Below are 17,735 nucleotides of genomic sequence, written 5' to 3' on the forward strand. Positions count from 1 at the left end.
CGACGTCAGACCGAGATGAGCTCGACGGCGTCGTCGTCGGCGAAAACGATGTCGTGATCGTCGGTGGAGATCGCCCAGCGGCGGAGGCGAGCGGTGTGCTCGGCGTCGATGCGGGCCTCGACCGTGGTGTCGCCCGGCGCCAGGTCGGCGAAGTCGTCGACGATCTCGCCCTCACGCGTGGAACCGTCGTCGAGGGTCACCCGGACACGGGCGGCGACGCAGACAGTCTCCTCATCGGCGGTCTCGGCATCTGTGGCGGCGTCGGCGGCGGGCTCGTCCTCGGCCGGGGCGTCGACATCATCCGGGGTCACGTCCTCGGTCGAGCTGTCGGTCTCCACGGCCGCGTCCTCGATCGGACTTTCGCCGTCGGTGGCCTCGCCGTCGGTGGCCTCGTCGTCGATGGCCTCGACGTCGATGGACTCGTCCTTGTCGCTGGTCTCGACGCTGTCGGGGGCCTCGCTGCCAGGGGCCTCTGGAGTGGTCTCGACGGTGCCCACGGGGGTCTCGGCGGCCGTGGTGTCGGCCACCTCGCCCGTCTCCGCGTCGACGGCGGTCCGGTCGTTCTCGGCAGTGCTCATCGCGTGTGTCCAATCCGGTCGAGGGCGTGGCATCGTGACGCGCCCAGCGGAGTGTCATCAAGACCAATGGTCAGCGTGATCTTACCGAAGTCGTGCATTGACATCGTGAACGGCAACCAATCCGAGACCTCTTTTTCTGAAAACCTGATCCGCGACGCGCTGCATCCGTGCGCGGATCGCCGTTCACCGCTCCCGAGACAGGAGCTGTCCGGGACGCGCAGGAGGCCGACCACAGCCGCGGGGTCCTGCTTCTGCTCGTCGTTCCGGGTGCGGCACCAGGGGAGTCCGCCTGAGGAAAACGCAACCGCCGCAGCGCTTTCGGGAATGTGCTGACCGTGGACGTTGGAGGGTCAGCTGAGTTCTCCTGGCGGATCGGAGCACGCGGGCACTGGGGGACACCCGAAAGCGGGTGCACGGCAACCTCGAAGCCCCGGACGACGCGATCGGCCGCTGATGACAGACAGGCTGATAACAGGAAAGCTGATAACAGAAATCCGCGGGCACAGCCAACGCTGTACCCGCGGATTGTCGGTAGTGGATAGGGCCTGATAGAGAAACAGGCGTCGGGGTCAGTGAGCGGAGTTGTAAGCCTCAACAATGTCGTTCGGAATGCGGCCCCGTGCTGAGACCTCATATCCATTGTCGGCTGCCCATTCTCGAATGGCGGCATTGACGTTCGCATCGGTTGAACCCGAAGCGCCCGCCTTACTCCGAGACGCAGAGCGTCGTCGCCCGCCGACGCGAGTGGATGCCTTGATGAGTTTGGCGACCGTCACCTTGCCCTGCTCGATCTTCTCGAGATTGGCGGTGGACACATCGATTTCGTAGTCGACCCCGAGCCATGACCACGAAACCGTCTGTGCGTCTTGGGGATCGAGTTCGCGGCCATCGAGATCGTCGACGACTGTCACTGTCTGGATTTTCGACACGTCATCACCGTAGTCGATCAACCGGCAGGAATCATGGACCTCGGCGTTTCGAGAAGTCCTGGAGTCGTATGTCTTCGATAGTCGGACTCGGGAAAAACCGTCAACTCCGACCGGAAGTGCGACAGATCACCGAGGAAACGGCACAGTTGATTGTTTCGGCGCCGGACTCGAGGTGACCCGGGATCGTTGTGGAGTCGACCCTTCTGATATTGAGCCTTGTGGAGTTGAACCTTGTGGAGTTGAACCCTGTGGAGTTGAACGCCGTGGAGTTGATCGGGGAGGGGTGAATCGCGATGAGGTGGATTCAGGCGGGTCGGAATTCGGCGGGACGGATTTCGTGGTGACCGGGCCGGACGCCCGGCGATGAACTTCCGCACCGAGCCCGGTCCCGGAGGCGTCGTCGACGCGCAGACACACCGTGCGAAGGACGTTGTGCGCGGTGACCAAGCCGTAGGTCATCGGCAGGCCGAGCGCGGTGACCAGAAGCCGGGTGGGGCGTAGAGGACTGTCGCCGAGGATGCGCGGCTCCAGCATGTTGCCGACGAGGGAGATGAAGTGCAGACCGAGTCGGTAGGCATGGTGGGCGGCGGTGATCGGCTTGCTGACCGTGAGCTCGTCCAGGGAGACGGTCTCCCAGGGATCCTGGCCGTGGCCGATGTTGTGTCCGATGCCGAGGAGGATGTCGAGCGGGGCGCCGCCGAAGATGGGGATCAGCGAACCGAACAACGATGCGCTCAGTTCGCCGACCGATCGCTGTTCGGCGGGGTCGAGCGGGATCAGGTTGTGGTGGATGCGGATACCACGCATGATCCGGAGAATCCGGCTCGTCTCGGCGCGAATCCTCGCGGCGTCGCGAGGAGCGTTGAGCTGGGCCTGCTCGGAGACATAGGCGAGCACCCGCCCGAGGGTGAGTCGGGCGATGGGCGTGCAGGTCTCGGTGTCGGCCAGGGCGATGTGGCGGGAGAGCTCGCGCACCATCGGCGAAATCGGGATGTCGAAACGCACGGAGTCGCTCGGCTTGCCCGCCAACGCCTTCTGTTCGTCGGTGACCCTCGCGACACACTGGTTGAGCAGCGAGACGATGGTCCGTTGGTAGAGGTTCCGCAGCCCGAAATCCGAGGTGAGAATGAATGCCGAGAGCAGCCAGTTGTAGGTCAGGTACGGGGCCAGGAAGTCTGCCCTCGTGTCGTCGAACGGGCTACCGAGGTCCGGTGCGGTGCCGATCAGGGACTTGGCGGGGACGAGCACCGTGGCGAACAGGTAGAGCCACACCGTCTCCACGGCCTGGACGACGGTGATGTTGCCGAGCGGGATCGCCTCGGCGTCGCGGCCGTCGCGGATCTTGAGCAGGTCGGTGACGATCAGCTGCGAGATCGGGTTGCGGTGCTTCACGATCGGGTCGTCGACGTCCGCGCCCTGTGCGAGTGGATTCTCGGTGATGGCCAGCGTGGAGATGTGCAGGCGCTGCATGTCCCGGTGTGCGACGGCCTTCGCGTCGAGGGCCGGTCGCCGGAGCGCGGGCGGCAGGACGTCGTACACCCCCTCGAAGATCGAGTCGTAGACGACCGACAGGGTGATGAAGTCGCCGCTGGCGCACCTTGTTTCGGCGTCGCGAGTGGATTCGGGTGTGCGCAGCACGGGGCGGGTCAGCTTTTCCACCCGTTCGATGCGTTCGGTGTAGGTCTCGGTGTCCGGATCGATCGTCGGAGTGAGCTCGTGGACCGGTGTGGCGTGCACCGGAACGCTCCGGCCGATCACGGTCGCCGATCCATGGGACGTGGACACGCTGGTGAGAAGCGCGGCGAGGGTGAGTACCGCGGTCCCGCGCAGGACGCCCCGCCGAAGTCGCGGTCGCGCGCGCCGTGACGATGTACCCCGACCTGAACCCATGCACCCTCTACCTGATCGTCGTCCGCCACACGAACCCGGCACCGGCCGGCGCATTCGCGTGGCCACAACAGTCCGAGAATCAGAAAGTTAGTCGACGGAAGCACAGAGTGCGCGGCGGGTCCCGCCCCGGACGAACTCACCGCCGCCGGGCAGGACGCGATGCGGAGCGTGTCGCGCAATGCTCACCGGGTGAGGGTCGACGAGTCGGTGCCCCGCCGGCGGTCGGTAGCCTCAGCAGGATGACTGCGCCGCAGGGACGACTCACCACGACCCGCCAGCCGGATCGGAACCTTCCGTGAGCGGCCCGTACCCACTCGGCGACGAGGCCGTCGTCGATGCCCTGGGCGTGGACCTCCGCTCGGCGGGCTACACCTCGGACGGGGTGACCGAACTCCTCGGCGAGGACGTCCATGGCGCGCTGAGCCGCGGTGTCTGGTGGCCCGCACTGTCCGTCACCGCGGCCGCATCCGGTGATTCCCGGCGGCTGGCAACCGTCATCAGGTTGTTCCTGCTGGGCACCGACGAGACCGAAGATGCAGTGGCGCAGGCATTCCCATCGGTCGGCGCGGACTCACTCGTCACGCACGGAGTGCTGATGCGGGTCGACGACGGGCGATTACGCGCGAACCTCGACATCCGTCCGCACGCCGACGACACGCGCGACTACCTCGTCGTCGCCGACCAGGACGCCGCCATGCGGTTCGGTCCCGTCGCGCACGACCACGTCCTCGGCATCGGCGGCGCGTCGATGTCCCTGGCGCGCGCGGTCATCCGGGAACCGGTCGGACGTGTCCTCGACATCGGAACAGGCTGCGGGATACAGGCGCTGCACCTCGACGCGCACTGCGAGGAGATCGTGGCCACCGACACCAACGAACGTGCCCTCGCACTGGCGCGGGTCACCGCACGATTGAACGGCATGTCGTGGGATCTGCGGGCGGGCAGCATGTTCGATCCCGTCGCCGGAGAACGCTTCGACCTCATCGTGTCCAACCCGCCGTTCGTCGTCGGCACAGGCAGCCAGGACTACATCTATCGGGACTCCGGCGTCGTCGGCGACGGTCTGTGCGAACAGCTCGTCCGGGAACTGCCGGCCCATCTCAATCCCGGCGGGACCGCCCAGATCCTGGCCAACTGGATCATCCGCGACGGGCAGGACTGGCAGGAGCGGGTCCGCGGCTGGCTCGACGGCACCGGCCTCGACGCGTGGGTCGTCCAGCGGGAGGCGGCCGACCCGATCAGCTACGTGTCGTTGTGGCTGTCGGATGCGGGCGAAGACGAGGAGGCGGCCGCGCGGCGTGGCGCGGAGTGGCTCGCCTGGTTCGACGCCGAGGACATCATCGCGATCGGGATGGGCTCGATCACCGTCCGGGCACCGCAGGCGGGCGAGCAGCGCGAAGCCGACGTCGTCATCGAGGAGATCACCGGCGCGGGCGAGGAGGTGACCGGGTATGAGGCGCAAGCGTTCCTGGCGCGTCGACGCTACCTCCGCGAGACCTCTGACCCGGAGCTGCTGGACAGGCGGCTGTCGATCGCGCCGGTCATGCTCGAGGAGCATTCGCTTCCCGGGGAGGACGGGTGGCAACAGGTGTCGGCGGCGGTTCGACGCCCCGGCGGCCCGGGCGCCGTGCTCGGCGTCGACGAGGTGTCGCGGGCTCTGCTCGCCGGCTGTCGGGGCCAGGTACCTCTCGGTGCGCTGATCGAGCTGCTCGCGGGATTCCACGGCGTCGACGCCGATGCTCTCGCCGAAGCGGCACTGCCGGTGGTGCGCGAGGCGATCGGTCGGGGGATTCTGTACGAGGCGACCTGAGGACGGTGTGCTCAGACGGGCGGGAAGGTCGCGTCCAGCGCCTGGCCGATGTCGGCGATGAGGTCGTCGGCGTCTTCGAGGCCCACGGAGAAGCGCAGATGTCCCCATTCGCGGAACGCTTCGGGGTAGGCCGCGACCCGCGGACCGTCGGACCCGACGTGCACGATCAGTGATTCGTCGTGCCCCAGCGAGACCGCCGAGGTGATCGTCGTCAGCGCCGCGACAAAGCGGTTCTGCGCCGCCGGATCACCGCGGACGGCGAATGCCATCATCGCGCCGAAGCCGCGACCGCCGAACTGGCGGATCGCCAGGTCGTGCTCCGGATGCGAGGCCAGTCCCGGGTAGCGGACATAGGCGATCCGCGGGTCCTTCTCGAGGAAGGCCGCGACACGCTCGGCGGTGCGCTGGTGCTGGGCGAGCCGCAGCGGCAGGGTGATCGCGCCGCGGGCGATGAGCCACGCGTTGAACGGTGAGATCACCCCGCCCACGTCGACCATCGCCTGCGTCTTGATCTGCGCGATCAGCTCACCGCGGCCGAGTACGGCGCCGCCCATGGCGTCGCCGTGCCCGTTGATGTACTTGGTCAGCGAGTGCACCACCAGATCGGCGCCGTCGGACAACGGCCGGTACAGCGGCGGCGGTGTGAACGTCGAATCGATCAGCAGCAAGGCATCGGCGGAGTGGGCGATCTCGGCGAGGACCGCGATGTCGGCGACCTTGGTCGTCGGGTTGGCGATGGTCTCGGCGACGAGCATGCGGGTGTTCGGGCGCAGCGCCGCCCTGATCGCGGCGGCATCGCCGACATCGACGAAGGTCGCCTCGATCCCGTACTTGGTGGGCAGCAGCTCCGACCACAGCTTCCACGTTGCCTCGTAGGTCGTGTCCGAGACCACGACGTGGTCGCCGGTGGAGAGGAACGTGAAGAACACGGCGTGCAGTGCGGCGACGCCGGAGGCGAGTACGACCGCGTCGTCGGCCTCCTCGAGTGCGGCGAGTTTGTCCTGCAGAGCGACCTGGTTGGCGCCGGTGTTGCGGGTGTAGAACAGCTGGTCGGTACCTGACCAGCTGATCTCCTCCGGGTTCGGCGGGAGATGGTAGGAGTTCGCCATCGTGATCGGCGTCCGCACCGACGGGCCGGACGAGTCGTTCCCGGCGTGCACGCTGCGCGTCATCACACCCGGCGTTCCCGATCCGGTTGCGGGTACGGGTGTCGTCTCACCGGTCACGACGAGGCTCCCATCGGTTGTTCGGCTCGCTCGGGGGTGGGTACGCCCGGCTCGGGTCCGGGGGAGACGGGGGAGCGGTGTGGTCGTACGGCTCGGACCATCCGGACCGGTAGCTTGTGCAGCTTGTCGACATGGGCGAAGTAGCGGAACTCGGCCCAGCCCCAGCAGGTGGCGAAGACGAGGAGAGCCACGGCGTTCATCGTGACCGTGTCCCACGGGCGGTGGGCGATGTGGATGGGCACCACCACCAGGCCGATCGCCTGGATGACGTAGGAGTCGAGGCTGCGGGTTCCGGTCATGACGAGCGGGCGCAGCCAGTCGTGGTGCCACCAGCGCAGCAACAGCCGGAAGACCCCGTAGATCGCCGGGATGACGGCGTAGGCGCCGATGGCCCTGGCCGGGCGGAAGTCCAGCTTGTCGGCCACCTCGGGCTCGAGGTGCGCCCACGGCCCGGTGTCGATGCCGTAGTGGAAGAACAACGCGACGCCCACCGCGACCGCGACGATCACGATGAGCCACCGGTCGACCAGCTCGGGGATGCGCCAGCGCGACCAGTTCCAGCCGATCACGAGGGCGGGGACGAACATGATCTGCCAGCCGGCGACGTTCTGGATGTGCGGCGCCGACTGGTACGCGCTCAGATAGAACCAGTCGGGGGAGTAGACGAGGGACAGCGCGTACAGCGCGACCGAGCCCCCCAGAACCCAGGACCACCAGCCCTTTTTCAGGACGGGGAACAGGCCGAACGCCGAGATCATCAGCACCATGTAGAGCAGCAGGATGTTGCCGCCGCTGGGCAGGTACTGCATCGTCACCGCCAGCCAGATGCCGTCGAGCCAGCCGTCGATCGGCAACAACAGCGTCAGCCAGCGGTGGCCGGCCATCGCGGCAGCCACCGCGACCAGCGCGATGGCCAGTTGGCACAGGTAGAGCACGACGATCCGTTTGGCCAGCCGCGAGTAGGCGAACCGCAGACCGTGGCGGCCGACCCACCGCTGGTACACCAGGCCGAGCACGATCCCGGACAGCATGACGAACGCGGACATGCCGTCGACATAGGGGAAGGCGTGGGTGGGCGCCGCCAGCGGTGACTCATGCGCGAAGTGCGCGGTGACCATGCTCCAAATCGCCACCCCCCGGGTGGCGTCGATGGCAAGATCTCGGTTCATTGCCTTGCACCCTAGACAGCACCGCGGCCCGGGGTCATCCCGGGCCGCGGCGAGTCGTGAACAGTGTCGCTCACATCAGGGTGGAGACCGATCAGGTGTAGAGGTCGGCGATCGCTTCCTTGTGTGCGTCGTGGATCACGTTGCGCTTGAGCTTCATCGTCGGGGTGAGCTCACCGGTGTCGATGGTGAAGTCGGTGTCGAGGATCGTGAACTTCTTGATCGCCTCGGCGCTGGACACCTTGGCGTTGGCCTCCTTGACCGCCGCGTCGATCTCGGCCTTCAGATCGGCGTTGTCGACCAGCGCGGAGATCGGGGTGTCGGCCGGCAGGTTGTGACGTTCGAGCCAGCCGGGCACCGCCTCGGGGTCGATGGTGATGAGCGCGCCGATGAACGGCTTGTTGTCGCCGACCACCAGGCACTGGCTGACCATCGGGTGCGCGCGGATCGAATCCTCGAGCTGCGCGGGCGAGACGTTCTTGCCGCCCGCGGTGACGATGAGTTCCTTCTTTCGGCCGGTGATGAACAGGTAGCCGTCGTCCAGGGTGCCGATGTCCCCGGTGTGGAACCAGCCGTCGCGGATGGCGTCGGCGGTCGCGGCCTCGTTCTTCCAGTACCCGCCGAAGACGACCGGTCCCTTCAGCAGGACCTCGCCGTCTTCGGCGATGGCCACGGTCACGCCGGGGATCGGACGACCGACCGAACCGACCTTCTGATGCTTCTCGTTGTTCGCGGTCACCGCCGCCGTGGTCTCCGACAGTCCGTAGCCCTCGTACACGGGGATTCCGACGCCGCGGAAGAAGTGGCCGAGACGGGCACCCAGCGGGGCGCCACCGGAGATCGCGCCCTCACACTGGCCGCCCAGGGCGGCACGCAGCTTGCCGTAGACGAGCTTGTCGAACACGGCGTGACGCAGCTTCAGCCCCAGGCCGATCTTGCCGGCCTCGGTGGCCTTGCTGTACTCGATCGCGGTGTCGGTGGCCTTGTCGAAGATCGACCCCTTGCCGCCGTCGTAGGCCTTCTGCTTGGCCGAGTTGTAGACCTTCTCGAAGACGCGCGGGACCGACAGGACGTAGTTGGGCTTGAAGACGCCGAGGTCGTCGATCAGGGTCGTGAGGTCGTTGGTGTGGCCGAGGATGACCCCGTTCTCCACGCAACCGACCGCCACGACGCGGGCGAAGACGTGCGCGAGCGGCAGGAACAGCAGCGTCGACTTGCCCTCGGTCATGCCCGCGCCGACGGCATCGCGGGTGGCCGCGCACTCGGCGAGGAAGTTCGCGTGGGTGAGGACGACGCCCTTGGGCCGGCCGGTGGTGCCGGAGGTGTAGATCAGGGTCGCCGCGTCCGACGAGAGTGCGTTGGCCTGACGCTGGTCGAGTTCGACATCGGCGATCTTCGCGCCCCGCTTGGTGACGGTCGGAAGTGCGTGATCGTCGATCACGAGCGTTTCCTTGAGTGTCGCGGTCTCGTCGATCACCCGGAGGTGGCGGGTGTAGTGCGACTGGTTCTCGACGAAGAGCAGGGTGGCGCCGGAATCCTCGAGGATCCACTGCACCTGGTCGGGTGCCGAGGTCTCGTAGATGGCGACGGTGCACGCGCCCGCGCGCCAGATCGCGTAGTCCAGGACGGTCCACTCGTAGCGGGTCGACGACAGGATGGCGACTCGATCACCGGGCTGCACGCCCGAGGCGATGAGGCCCTTCGCCACGGCGTCGACCTCGTCGACGAAGTGCTTGGCGGTGACGTTGATCCACTGGTTGTGTGAGCGCTTGCGGAACAGCGGCATCGTTGGCCGGTCCGCACGGTAACGCAGGATCGTGTCGACGGTCGTCGCCTTGTCGTCGATCGAGAGATCGGACGGGGTGGCGTACTGCTGCTGCATGGCGCTCCTGAAGCGGGAGAAGATCTGGACTTTTCGGACATCAACATCCGCGTGACCGGGGTCGATGCCGGATGAGTGGCACTGACAGTACCAGTATTCGTGGGATGCATCACACGGGTCGGGGGTTCGTGGCGCACACCCCGATGCGAGGGTCGATGAGAGATGGGCAGGGCACGATGCCGACATTCCGGGGTGTGCCCTTTAGAGTTGAGGGTGATGATGAACGAGACCTGTAGCTCATGAGTACTTCAGATCAGGGCGAGCACAGCACGCCGGCCGACCCCGCCGCCACCGCACCCTCTGGCGCTGACAGCGCCGGCGGCTCCTTCGACGACCTCGACATACACCCGAAGGTGCGGGCCGCGATCACCGATGTCGGGTACGAGACCCCGTCGCCGATCCAGGCGGCCACGATCCCGCCGCTCATGGCGGGGCGCGACGTGGTCGGGCTGGCGCAGACCGGCACCGGTAAGACCGCGGCGTTCGCGATCCCGATCCTGTCCCGGATCGACACCTCCGCCCGCACTCCGCAGGCTCTGATCCTCGCACCCACGCGCGAACTGGCACTGCAGGTGGCCGAGGCCTTCGCCCGGTATTCGTCGCACATGCCAGATGTCAAGGTCCTGCCGATCTACGGTGGCCAGGCGTACGGCGTGCAGCTCGCAGGCCTGCGCCGCGGCGCGCAGGTCATCGTCGGCACCCCCGGTCGCGTGATCGATCACCTCGACCGCAAGACGCTCGACATCTCCGGCCTGGAGTTCCTCGTGCTCGACGAGGCCGACGAGATGCTGACGATGGGCTTCGCCGAGGATGTCGAACGCATCCTCGCCGAGACCCCGGACACCAAGCAGGTCGCACTGTTCTCCGCGACCATGCCCAGCGCCATCCGCCGCCTCGCGCAGCGTTACCTCAACTCCCCGCAGGAAATCGCCGTCAAGTCCAAGACGGCGACCGCGCAGAACATCACGCAGCGCTATCTGCAGGTCTCACACCAGCGCAAGCTCGACGCGCTGACGCGATTCCTCGAGGTCGAGACCTTCGACGGGATGATCGTCTTCGTCCGCACCAAGCAGGCCACCGAGGAGCTCGCGGAGAAGCTGCGGTCCCGGGGATTCTCCGCGGTGGCCATCAACGGCGACCTCGCCCAGGCCCAGCGCGAGCGCACGATCAACCAGCTCAAGAACGGCACGATCGACATCCTCGTGGCAACGGATGTGGCCGCCCGCGGCCTCGACGTCGACCGCATCTCCCACGTCGTCAACTACGACATCCCCCACGACACCGAGTCGTATGTGCACCGGATCGGCCGTACCGGTCGCGCCGGCCGCTCGGGAAATGCGCTGCTGTTCGTCTCGCCGCGGGAGCGTCACCTCCTGCGTGCGATCGAGCGCGCCACCCGACAGACGCTGACCGAGATCGGGCTGCCCAGCGTCGACGACGTGAACTCTCAGCGCGTCGCGAAGTTCGCCGACTCGATCACCCAGAACCTGTCGTCGGACAACCTCGACCTGTTCCGCGGCCTCATCGAGAACTATGCCCGTGACAACGATGTGGCAATGGCCGACATCGCCGCGGCGCTGGCGCTGGAGACCCGCGACGGCGGATTCCTGATGACCCCGGATCCGCCGCAGTCGGAGCGGCGCCCCGAGCAGGATCGCGCTCCGCGACGTTCGGGTGGGAACTTCGCGACCTACCGCATCGCGGTCGGCCGCAAGCACAAGGTGTCCCCGGGCGCCATCGTCGGCGCGATCGCCAACGAGGGCGGCCTCTCGCGCGGCGACTTCGGCAACATCAGCATCCGCGACGACTTCAGCCTCGTCGAACTGCCCGATGACCTCGACAACGAGACGCTGTCGAATCTCCGCCACACGAAGATCGGCAAGACCCCCATCGACATCCGCAAGGACATGGGTGCGCCGCGTACGCGTGGCGGCGGCGGGCCCAAGCGTGGCGGTGGCCAGGGCGGCAACTGGGGTAAGCGCCCCTCGCCGCGGGTCGCCGGACGCGGACGCCACTCCTGACCTTCTGGTCCCGCGCGGGGGAGATCTGCTGATCTCCCGCGCGGGACCACTGGTCTGGTACAAAACTTGTCAATTCGAGATCATTCCGTAACCTGGATGCGGGGGTAGTCCAGGGGATGCCATGGCGAACGCCGTGGCTCCACATCAAGTCGAGTGACAACAGGATTGGTGAGTCACCAGTGTCATTGGTGAATGCGATTTCAGCAGCAGAGGCAATGGATCACAGCCGCGAGGGGAACGCGGTCGTGGTGGATGCGCGGCCGCAGGTGATGCGGCATCAGGGCAGCCTTCCCGGCGCGCTCGTGGTGGATCCCACCGAGGTGCCGAAGAGGTTCGCGCCGACGCCGTCCGGCACCTTCCCGGTGATCCGTGACCGGGACACCGAGATCGCGGTGGTGTCGGTGAAGTCGGAGGCCCCGCGCATCGCCGAGCAGATCGCCGAGTGCGGTTACACCAACGTGCGCTACGTGGACGGTGGATACCGTGCGCTGCGCTCGCGCAACACCTGACCGGCCCTACCTTCCTGGCACGCCGAACTCGTCAGAGCCCACCCGGTGACGCGCACAGCGGCATCGTCCCTCTGACCAGCGCCTTGATAGCGTGAAAGCCGCCGGCGACGAGAGGAACACATCGGTATGCAGGATGACGCTCGCGAGACCCTGCGCGATCAGGTCACCCGACTGATGTCGTTCCTGCGGGATCTCGTCCGATCCCGCTCCGGCGACGTCCGCGACATCGACGATCATCCCGGCTCTGTCTGGGTCGGGCCGTCGACGCCGGTGTCGGTCCGTCCGAATGCCGCGCCCGGGCAGGTGGTTCTCGAAATCGCCCCGCCGGATCCCGACTCCGGCCCCTCCGACTCTGCTGGTCCGGCATCGGACTCCGATGCGTACGCCGACCTCGCCCGGCTCATCGACGAGCTGACGAGCAATCCCGAGAGCCTCGAGCTCGTCGTGGCCAACGCCCTCGTCACGGTGCGTGACGAGGCGGGCGCCGACGTCGAACCGCTGGTACGCGAGCACCTGCTCACACAGGCTGTCGTGGCCGATCGCGACGAGTCCGGCACCATTCGTCTGTCGCTCGGCGTGGGCTCGGCCCCGACGATGCACGACACCCACCTGCTGGCCTCGGTCGACGGTCTCGACCTCGCCGGCGCGGTGAAGGTCCGGACCAAGCTGTCCGAGCAGGCGTCGGTGCTGTCGAACACGGTCACCGATCTGATCGGAGAGTGGCTCGACGCCATCGACATCGACACCGGGCGGGCCACTCTCACGCTCGACATGCGACCGGCCGTCGTCCTCCGGCGACGCGGCGTCGACACCTCTCTCGCCTTCTACGACGCGATCATCGACGACCTGCGGGACGAGACCTCGCCGGTCCCGATCGGACTCGCCCAGCTTGTCGCGCCGATCGAGTCGGACGCCCGGCTGGACGCCCTCGACGCCCCGGGGGTCCTGGCCCCCGACGCCCTGACATCCGACGCGCTGTTCCCGCTGCCGTCGAACGTCGAACAGCGTGACGTCCTGGCCCGGCTCGGCGTCGACAGCGGTGTCGTCGTGGAAGGCCCTCCCGGTACCGGCAAGACCCACACCATCGCCAATGTGACCTCCGCGCTCCTGGCCAAGGGGCAACGCGTGCTGGTGGTCAGCGAGAAGGCGCACGCACTCCACGTGCTGCGGGACATGCTGCCGCCGCCGCTCCGTGACCTCGCGGTGTCGATCGCGGACGTATCGCAGGACCGGTCCGAGGGGGTGGTGGCGGCGGTCGCGGCCCTGGCCGAACGAAAGTCGGCGTTCTCACCCGGCGTCGCCGACGCCGAGATCGCCGATCTGACCGCTCGTCGCGACCACGCGCTGCGACGACGCGACGAGGTGCTCCGTGAGCTCTGGGACCTGAGAGCGGAGGAGACCGAGGTCCACGAATGGATCGCCGGCGACTATCGGGGGACGCCCGCGCAGGTCGTGCGGCAGGTGCTGGCCGATGCCGACCGCTTCGACTGGATGCCGGGGCCGTTGCAGGGCTCGGTGCCGCCGCTGGACTCGGGCGAGTTCGTCCGGCTCGTCGAACTACTCGGCGTCACCGGTGGTTCCGCCGCACGTCTGTCGCAGCGCTTCCCTGATCTCGACGACCATCTGCCCGAACCGGGCGCGTTGGATGCGATCTGTGCCCGCATCGCCGCACGTCCGCACGAGCCGATGACCGGCGCCGGGTCGCTGTTGTCGGTCCTCGACGGGGTGGACAGTGCCCGGCTCCTGCGTGTCAAGGACATCTGCGACCAGCTCGCCGTGGCCTCGGCCGAGGTGTCGTCGTATCCGGCTCCGATGGTGGACATGGCCGATCGGCTGCTCGCAGGCCGCGCGACGCACCTGTGGTCGCGGGTGACGACGTTGTCCCCGGTGATCGCCGAAGCCGCGCGCCGTGACCGTGATCTGGGCGCCCACGCGGTCGTCGTCGACGGCCACCGGCCCGGGGATGCCGCACTGTTCGACGCCGCAGCCGACTTCCTGCGCGGCGGCGGTCAATGGCGGGGTCGCCTGCGACGGTCGGCCGAGCAGCGGGCGGTGGAGGAGTCGCCCGTGCGGGCGACCGTCGACGGTCGGGTTCCCGCCGACGAGGCTTCGCTGCGCCGGGTCGCCGATCATCTCACCGTTCTCGATGCGGTCCAGCAGGTCCACCGCATCCTCGCCGACCTGCACGTCCCGGTCGACGCGTCGGGCTCTCGCTCGGCCCAGCTCGATCACCTCGTTCGGCTCGACACCCAGCTGTCGTGGATCTCCCGGCTCGTCACCGGTCGTGACCACCTCGTGCGCGAACTCGAGTCCATCAGCCCCGGGGGACCGCGCCCGCGCAGCGTCGCCGAGGTGGCCCAGATCGCACGTCAGGCGCGATCCATCGCCGCCGCCAACGACGCCGTGCTCGCCGAACAGGAACTCGCGGACTTCGCATACCGGTTGTCCGCCGAACTGGAGAGGGGGCCGTCGCCGGAGGGGGACGCGCTGGTGGCGGCGCTCGCCGCTGCCGACGCCGACGCGATCCGCAGCGCCCGTCGGGCCTTCGTGACGGCCGGTGCTGATGCCGCGGCGCAGAATGCACTGGACCTACTCGGCCTCCGGTTACGCAGCCGTGCACCAGAATTGGCCAAGCTGCTGTGGTCGACGCCCGACGACCCGGCCTGGGTGGATCGGGCCCGCGACATGGGGGCGGCCTGGGCCTGGCGGTTCGCGCACTCCTGGGTGCAGGATCGCAGTGATCCGCTGTCGGAGTCGCGACTGCAGGCCGCACTCGATGCGCTCGAGGTCGACATCGCCCAGCTGACCACGCGCCTGGCCTCCGCGCAGGCCTGGCGGGCGTTGTCGGCCCGCACCTCCGCCGGTGAGATGCAGGCCTTGCAGTCCTATCGCGACCACATGATCAATCTGGGCAAGGGGTCGGGGAAGCACGCCAACCGTTTCCGCCGGGCCGCGCGTGAGGCGATGCACGAGGCGCAGAACGCCATCCCGGCATGGATCATGTCGATCAACCAGGTGGCCGAGACACTACCGCCACGGCGTAACTCCTTCGACGTCGTCATCGTCGACGAGGCGTCGCAGGCCGACATCACCAGCTCGTTCCTGCTGTGGCTGGCGCCGCGGGTCATCGTCGTCGGTGACGACAAGCAGTGTGCGCCCGTCGGTCTGAGCGGCACCACCCTCGACGACGCCTTCGCCGAACTCGACGCCGCGTTGCCAGACCTGCCGACCTACCTGCGTGACGGGCTCACCCCCCGCTCGAGCCTGTTCTCCTTGCTGCGCAGCCGATTCGGGAATGTCGTCGCGCTGCGTGAACACTTCCGCTCGATGCCGGAGATCATCGGATTCTCCTCGCAACAGTTCTACGGGACCTCGCCGCTGATCCCGGTGCGGCAGTACGGCTCCGACCGGCTCGAGCCGTTACGGGCCGTCGCGGTCGACGGTGAGGCGATCGGTACCGGCGGCGCCGTCACCAATGAGGCCGAGGTGACCGCGATCCTCTCCGCGCTGCGGGACTGTCTCGACGATCCCGCCTACGACGGCATGGATTTCGGGGTCATCGCACTTCAGGGGACCAGGCAGGTCGAAGCGCTCGAGCGCACGCTCCGGGCCGAGATCGACGCCGAGACCTGGCGTGAACGTCGCATCCGGGTGGGTTCGCCGCCGGACTTCCAGGGCGACGAACGGCACGTGATGTTCCTGTCGATGGTCGTGTCCGATCCCGCGGCGATCTCGGCACTCACCCGCGCCGAATCCCAGCGGCGGTTCAACGTGGCCGCCACACGGGCGATGGACCAGTTGTGGCTGTTCCATTCGGTCGATCCGGATGAGCTGCGCCGCAACGACCTTCGCTATTCGTTGTTGTCCTACGTGATCGCCAACGAGGGTCCGGTGATCAGTCCGATGCCGACCGACGTCCCCGACGATCGGCGGGTGGAACCGTTCGACAGTCTCCTCGAGCAGCAGGTCTTCAATCGACTCGCGGCGCTGGGATACCACGTCTCGCCCAAGGTCGTCGTCAACAACCGTGTCGTCGACCTCGTCGTGCTCGGGGCGGACGCGCGCATGGCCGTCGAATGCGATGCCGACCGGTTCCCGGGGACCGGCCGGCAGGCACGTTCGGATCTGGAGCGCGAGCGCGAATTGCGCCGCTGCGGATGGGAATTCGTCCGCGTCCGGGAGTCGGAGTTCGAGTTCGACCGCGACGGTGTCATCGACTCCGTCGCCGCGGCCCTCGACGCGCGCGGGTGCAAGCCGGGTTCGCTCGCGGCGGCCGGGGCAGGCTCGACACAATCGGAGTCGTTCCGATCGCTCGGCGATGTCCCAGTCTGGACACCGATCGACCTCACCGCGGGGGAATGACGCCCACGCAGTGAGCCCCCCCGCAGTGAGAGACCTCAGCCGAGGGCGTCGACGAGCGCGGCGAGGCCGACCGCGGCCGACATCCGCAGGCTGTGGGTGGCGATGTCGGACAGCGCCGACGGCGCGGGATTGAACTCGATGACCGGGATGCCCGCGCGCACAGCACGTTCGGGCAGGGAGGCGGCGGGATAGACGATGCCGCTGGTGCCGACGACGATCACCACCTCGCAGGCGCGGAACGCCTCGTCGGCGCGTCGCCACTCATCCTCGGGCAGTGCTTCGCCGAACCACACGATGCCGGGGCGCACGGCGCCACCGCAGCGCGGGCAGGCCGGCGGCGCGATCCGGGGTTCGGCGTTCTCGCCGGGCTCGTCGGTGGTCGCCTCGTCGGGCAGGGGAGTTGCGCCGGGGCCGTCGTAAGGGGTCCCGCACACCGAGCACCTCGGTGCGAACAGGCTTCCGTGCAGGTGGCTCACGACATCGCTACCGGCCCGCTCGTGGAGGTCGTCGACGTTCTGGGTCACCACCATGACCGTGCGTGAGGCGCCGAGGTCGGCCAGGGCGCGATGCCCGGCGTTGGGCCGGGCGCCGAGCACCTCGCGGGCGCGCCATCGGTACCACCCCCACACGAGTGACGGGTCGCGATCCCATGCCTCCGGGGTGGCCAGCTCGGACGGGTCGAATTTCTCCCACAGTCCGGTCTGGGCGTCGCGAAAGGTCGCGATCCCACTTTCCGCCGACATCCCGGCACCGCTGAACACCGTGATCCATTCGGCGTCGCGGATCAGCTCCACCACTGCTGCGGGGATCTCGGGCGGGGCGGGCTCGGGCTGGGACCCGGGCCGGGGCCGGGACTGGGTCATCCGGCCGCCTCGAGGGAGGCCCGGACGAGCGCCGCGGTCTCGTCGGGATTCGGGTCGCGGCGGATGAGGAACCCCTTGGCGAAGCTGAGCTTGTCGCCGTCGTGGCGGGGCACGACGTGGAGATGGGTGTGGAACACGGTCTGGAAGGCCGCACGGCCGTCGTTGAGCGCGAGATTGACGCCGTCGGCGGCGATCGGTCCGGACTTCATGGCCGCCGCCAGACGCTGCCCGGCGCGGAACAGCGAGGCGCCGACGGCCGGGTCGAGATCGTCGAGGCCGGTCGAGTGGATCCGAGGGACCAGGAGCGTGTGGCCGCGTGTCACGGGACGGATGTCGAGGAAGCCGAGAACGGCGTCGTCGGAATAGACGACACGGCCCGGTGCGGTGCCATCGACGATGGCGCAGAAGATGCAACTGCTCATGCGCCGACTCTAGGACACCTCGCGTCTCGCCCCGCACGTCATTCGACTCGCGGACGTGGTGCGGATCACATCACAGT

At 68.0% G+C, this 17,735-nt stretch carries 12 protein-coding genes; 4 read left to right on the forward strand and 8 right to left on the reverse strand.

What is annotated here, in order from left to right; genetic code table 11:
• Window positions 1-5: 5 nt before the first annotated feature.
• From H1R19_RS23200 to H1R19_RS09530, 3 genes are all read right to left on the reverse strand, one after another.
• Window positions 6-578, reverse strand: a complete 573-nt coding sequence (locus tag H1R19_RS23200; RefSeq protein ID WP_244970928.1) for a hypothetical protein — start codon at window positions 576-578, stop codon at window positions 6-8.
• A gap of 569 nt (window positions 579-1,147) precedes the next feature.
• Entirely contained in the window at window positions 1,148-1,507 is a 360-nt protein-coding gene (locus H1R19_RS09525) for a histone-like nucleoid-structuring protein Lsr2 (RefSeq protein WP_188331792.1), read from the reverse strand.
• 126 nt (window positions 1,508-1,633) lie between these two features.
• The gene (locus tag H1R19_RS09530) at window positions 1,634-3,292 is read right to left on the reverse strand and encodes a hypothetical protein (RefSeq protein ID WP_244970929.1); all 1,659 of its coding nucleotides are present in this window, start codon (window positions 3,290-3,292) and stop codon (window positions 1,634-1,636) included.
• A gap of 400 nt (window positions 3,293-3,692) precedes the next feature.
• Here H1R19_RS09530 and H1R19_RS09535 point away from each other — a divergent pair, with 400 nt between their 5' ends.
• Complete coding sequence (locus H1R19_RS09535) at window positions 3,693-5,207, forward strand: DUF7782 domain-containing protein (protein ID WP_219851284.1); 1,515 nt, start codon at window positions 3,693-3,695, stop codon at window positions 5,205-5,207.
• An 11-nt stretch (window positions 5,208-5,218) separates the two neighbouring features.
• Here the strand turns inward: H1R19_RS09535 and H1R19_RS09540 are convergent, their stop codons facing one another.
• From H1R19_RS09540 to H1R19_RS09550, 3 genes are all read right to left on the reverse strand, one after another.
• Complete coding sequence (locus H1R19_RS09540) at window positions 5,219-6,379, reverse strand: trans-sulfuration enzyme family protein (protein ID WP_219851573.1); 1,161 nt, start codon at window positions 6,377-6,379, stop codon at window positions 5,219-5,221.
• A 50-nt stretch (window positions 6,380-6,429) separates the two neighbouring features.
• Window positions 6,430-7,602, reverse strand: a complete 1,173-nt coding sequence (opgC, locus tag H1R19_RS09545) for an OpgC domain-containing protein (protein ID WP_188331795.1) — start codon at window positions 7,600-7,602, stop codon at window positions 6,430-6,432.
• Window positions 7,603-7,693: 91 nt separating this feature from the next.
• Window positions 7,694-9,481, reverse strand: coding sequence for an AMP-dependent synthetase/ligase (locus tag H1R19_RS09550; RefSeq protein WP_188331796.1), 1,788 nt, complete (start codon window positions 9,479-9,481; stop codon window positions 7,694-7,696).
• A 239-nt stretch (window positions 9,482-9,720) separates the two neighbouring features.
• Here H1R19_RS09550 and H1R19_RS09555 point away from each other — a divergent pair, with 239 nt between their 5' ends.
• The 3 genes from H1R19_RS09555 (at window position 9,721) to H1R19_RS09565 (ending at window position 16,373) form a co-directional block, all read left to right on the forward strand.
• Window positions 9,721-11,502, forward strand: a complete 1,782-nt coding sequence (locus H1R19_RS09555; protein ID WP_188331797.1) for a DEAD/DEAH box helicase — start codon at window positions 9,721-9,723, stop codon at window positions 11,500-11,502.
• A gap of 179 nt (window positions 11,503-11,681) precedes the next feature.
• Window positions 11,682-12,011: a rhodanese-like domain-containing protein gene (locus H1R19_RS09560; RefSeq protein ID WP_188331798.1), complete on the forward strand. Its 330-nt coding sequence runs from the start codon at window positions 11,682-11,684 to the stop codon at window positions 12,009-12,011.
• Between the two features lie 126 nt (window positions 12,012-12,137).
• Complete coding sequence (locus tag H1R19_RS09565; protein ID WP_219851285.1) at window positions 12,138-16,373, forward strand: AAA domain-containing protein; 4,236 nt, start codon at window positions 12,138-12,140, stop codon at window positions 16,371-16,373.
• A gap of 35 nt (window positions 16,374-16,408) precedes the next feature.
• Here the strand turns inward: H1R19_RS09565 and H1R19_RS09570 are convergent, their stop codons facing one another.
• Both H1R19_RS09570 and H1R19_RS09575 read right to left on the reverse strand, forming a co-directional pair.
• Window positions 16,409-17,236: an SIR2 family NAD-dependent protein deacylase gene (locus H1R19_RS09570; protein ID WP_219851286.1), complete on the reverse strand. Its 828-nt coding sequence runs from the start codon at window positions 17,234-17,236 to the stop codon at window positions 16,409-16,411.
• Complete coding sequence (locus H1R19_RS09575; RefSeq protein ID WP_188331801.1) at window positions 17,233-17,658, reverse strand: HIT family protein; 426 nt, start codon at window positions 17,656-17,658, stop codon at window positions 17,233-17,235. The genes H1R19_RS09570 and H1R19_RS09575 overlap by 4 nt, the downstream gene beginning before the upstream one ends.
• Between the last annotated feature and the right edge of the window lie 77 nt (window positions 17,659-17,735).

Origin of the sequence: Gordonia jinghuaiqii, assembly GCF_014041935.1 — a bacterium.
GTDB classification, from domain to species: Bacteria; Actinomycetota; Actinomycetes; order Mycobacteriales; family Mycobacteriaceae; genus Gordonia; species Gordonia jinghuaiqii.

Excerpts from the sequence above, each read along its gene's own strand:
- H1R19_RS09555 (WP_188331797.1), top strand. The coding sequence starts at position 9,721 with ATGAGTACTTCAGATCAGGGCGAGCACAGCACGCCGGCCGACCCCGCC.
- H1R19_RS09540 (WP_219851573.1), bottom strand. The coding sequence starts at position 6,379 with ATGACGCGCAGCGTGCACGCCGGGAACGACTCGTCCGGCCCGTCGGTG.
- opgC (WP_188331795.1), bottom strand. The coding sequence starts at position 7,602 with ATGAACCGAGATCTTGCCATCGACGCCACCCGGGGGGTGGCGATTTGG.
- H1R19_RS09565 (WP_219851285.1), top strand. The coding sequence starts at position 12,138 with ATGCAGGATGACGCTCGCGAGACCCTGCGCGATCAGGTCACCCGACTG.
- H1R19_RS23200 (WP_244970928.1), bottom strand. The coding sequence starts at position 578 with ATGAGCACTGCCGAGAACGACCGGACCGCCGTCGACGCGGAGACGGGC.
- H1R19_RS09550 (WP_188331796.1), bottom strand. The coding sequence starts at position 9,481 with ATGCAGCAGCAGTACGCCACCCCGTCCGATCTCTCGATCGACGACAAG.
- H1R19_RS09575 (WP_188331801.1), bottom strand. The coding sequence starts at position 17,658 with ATGAGCAGTTGCATCTTCTGCGCCATCGTCGATGGCACCGCACCGGGC.
- H1R19_RS09570 (WP_219851286.1), bottom strand. The coding sequence starts at position 17,236 with ATGACCCAGTCCCGGCCCCGGCCCGGGTCCCAGCCCGAGCCCGCCCCG.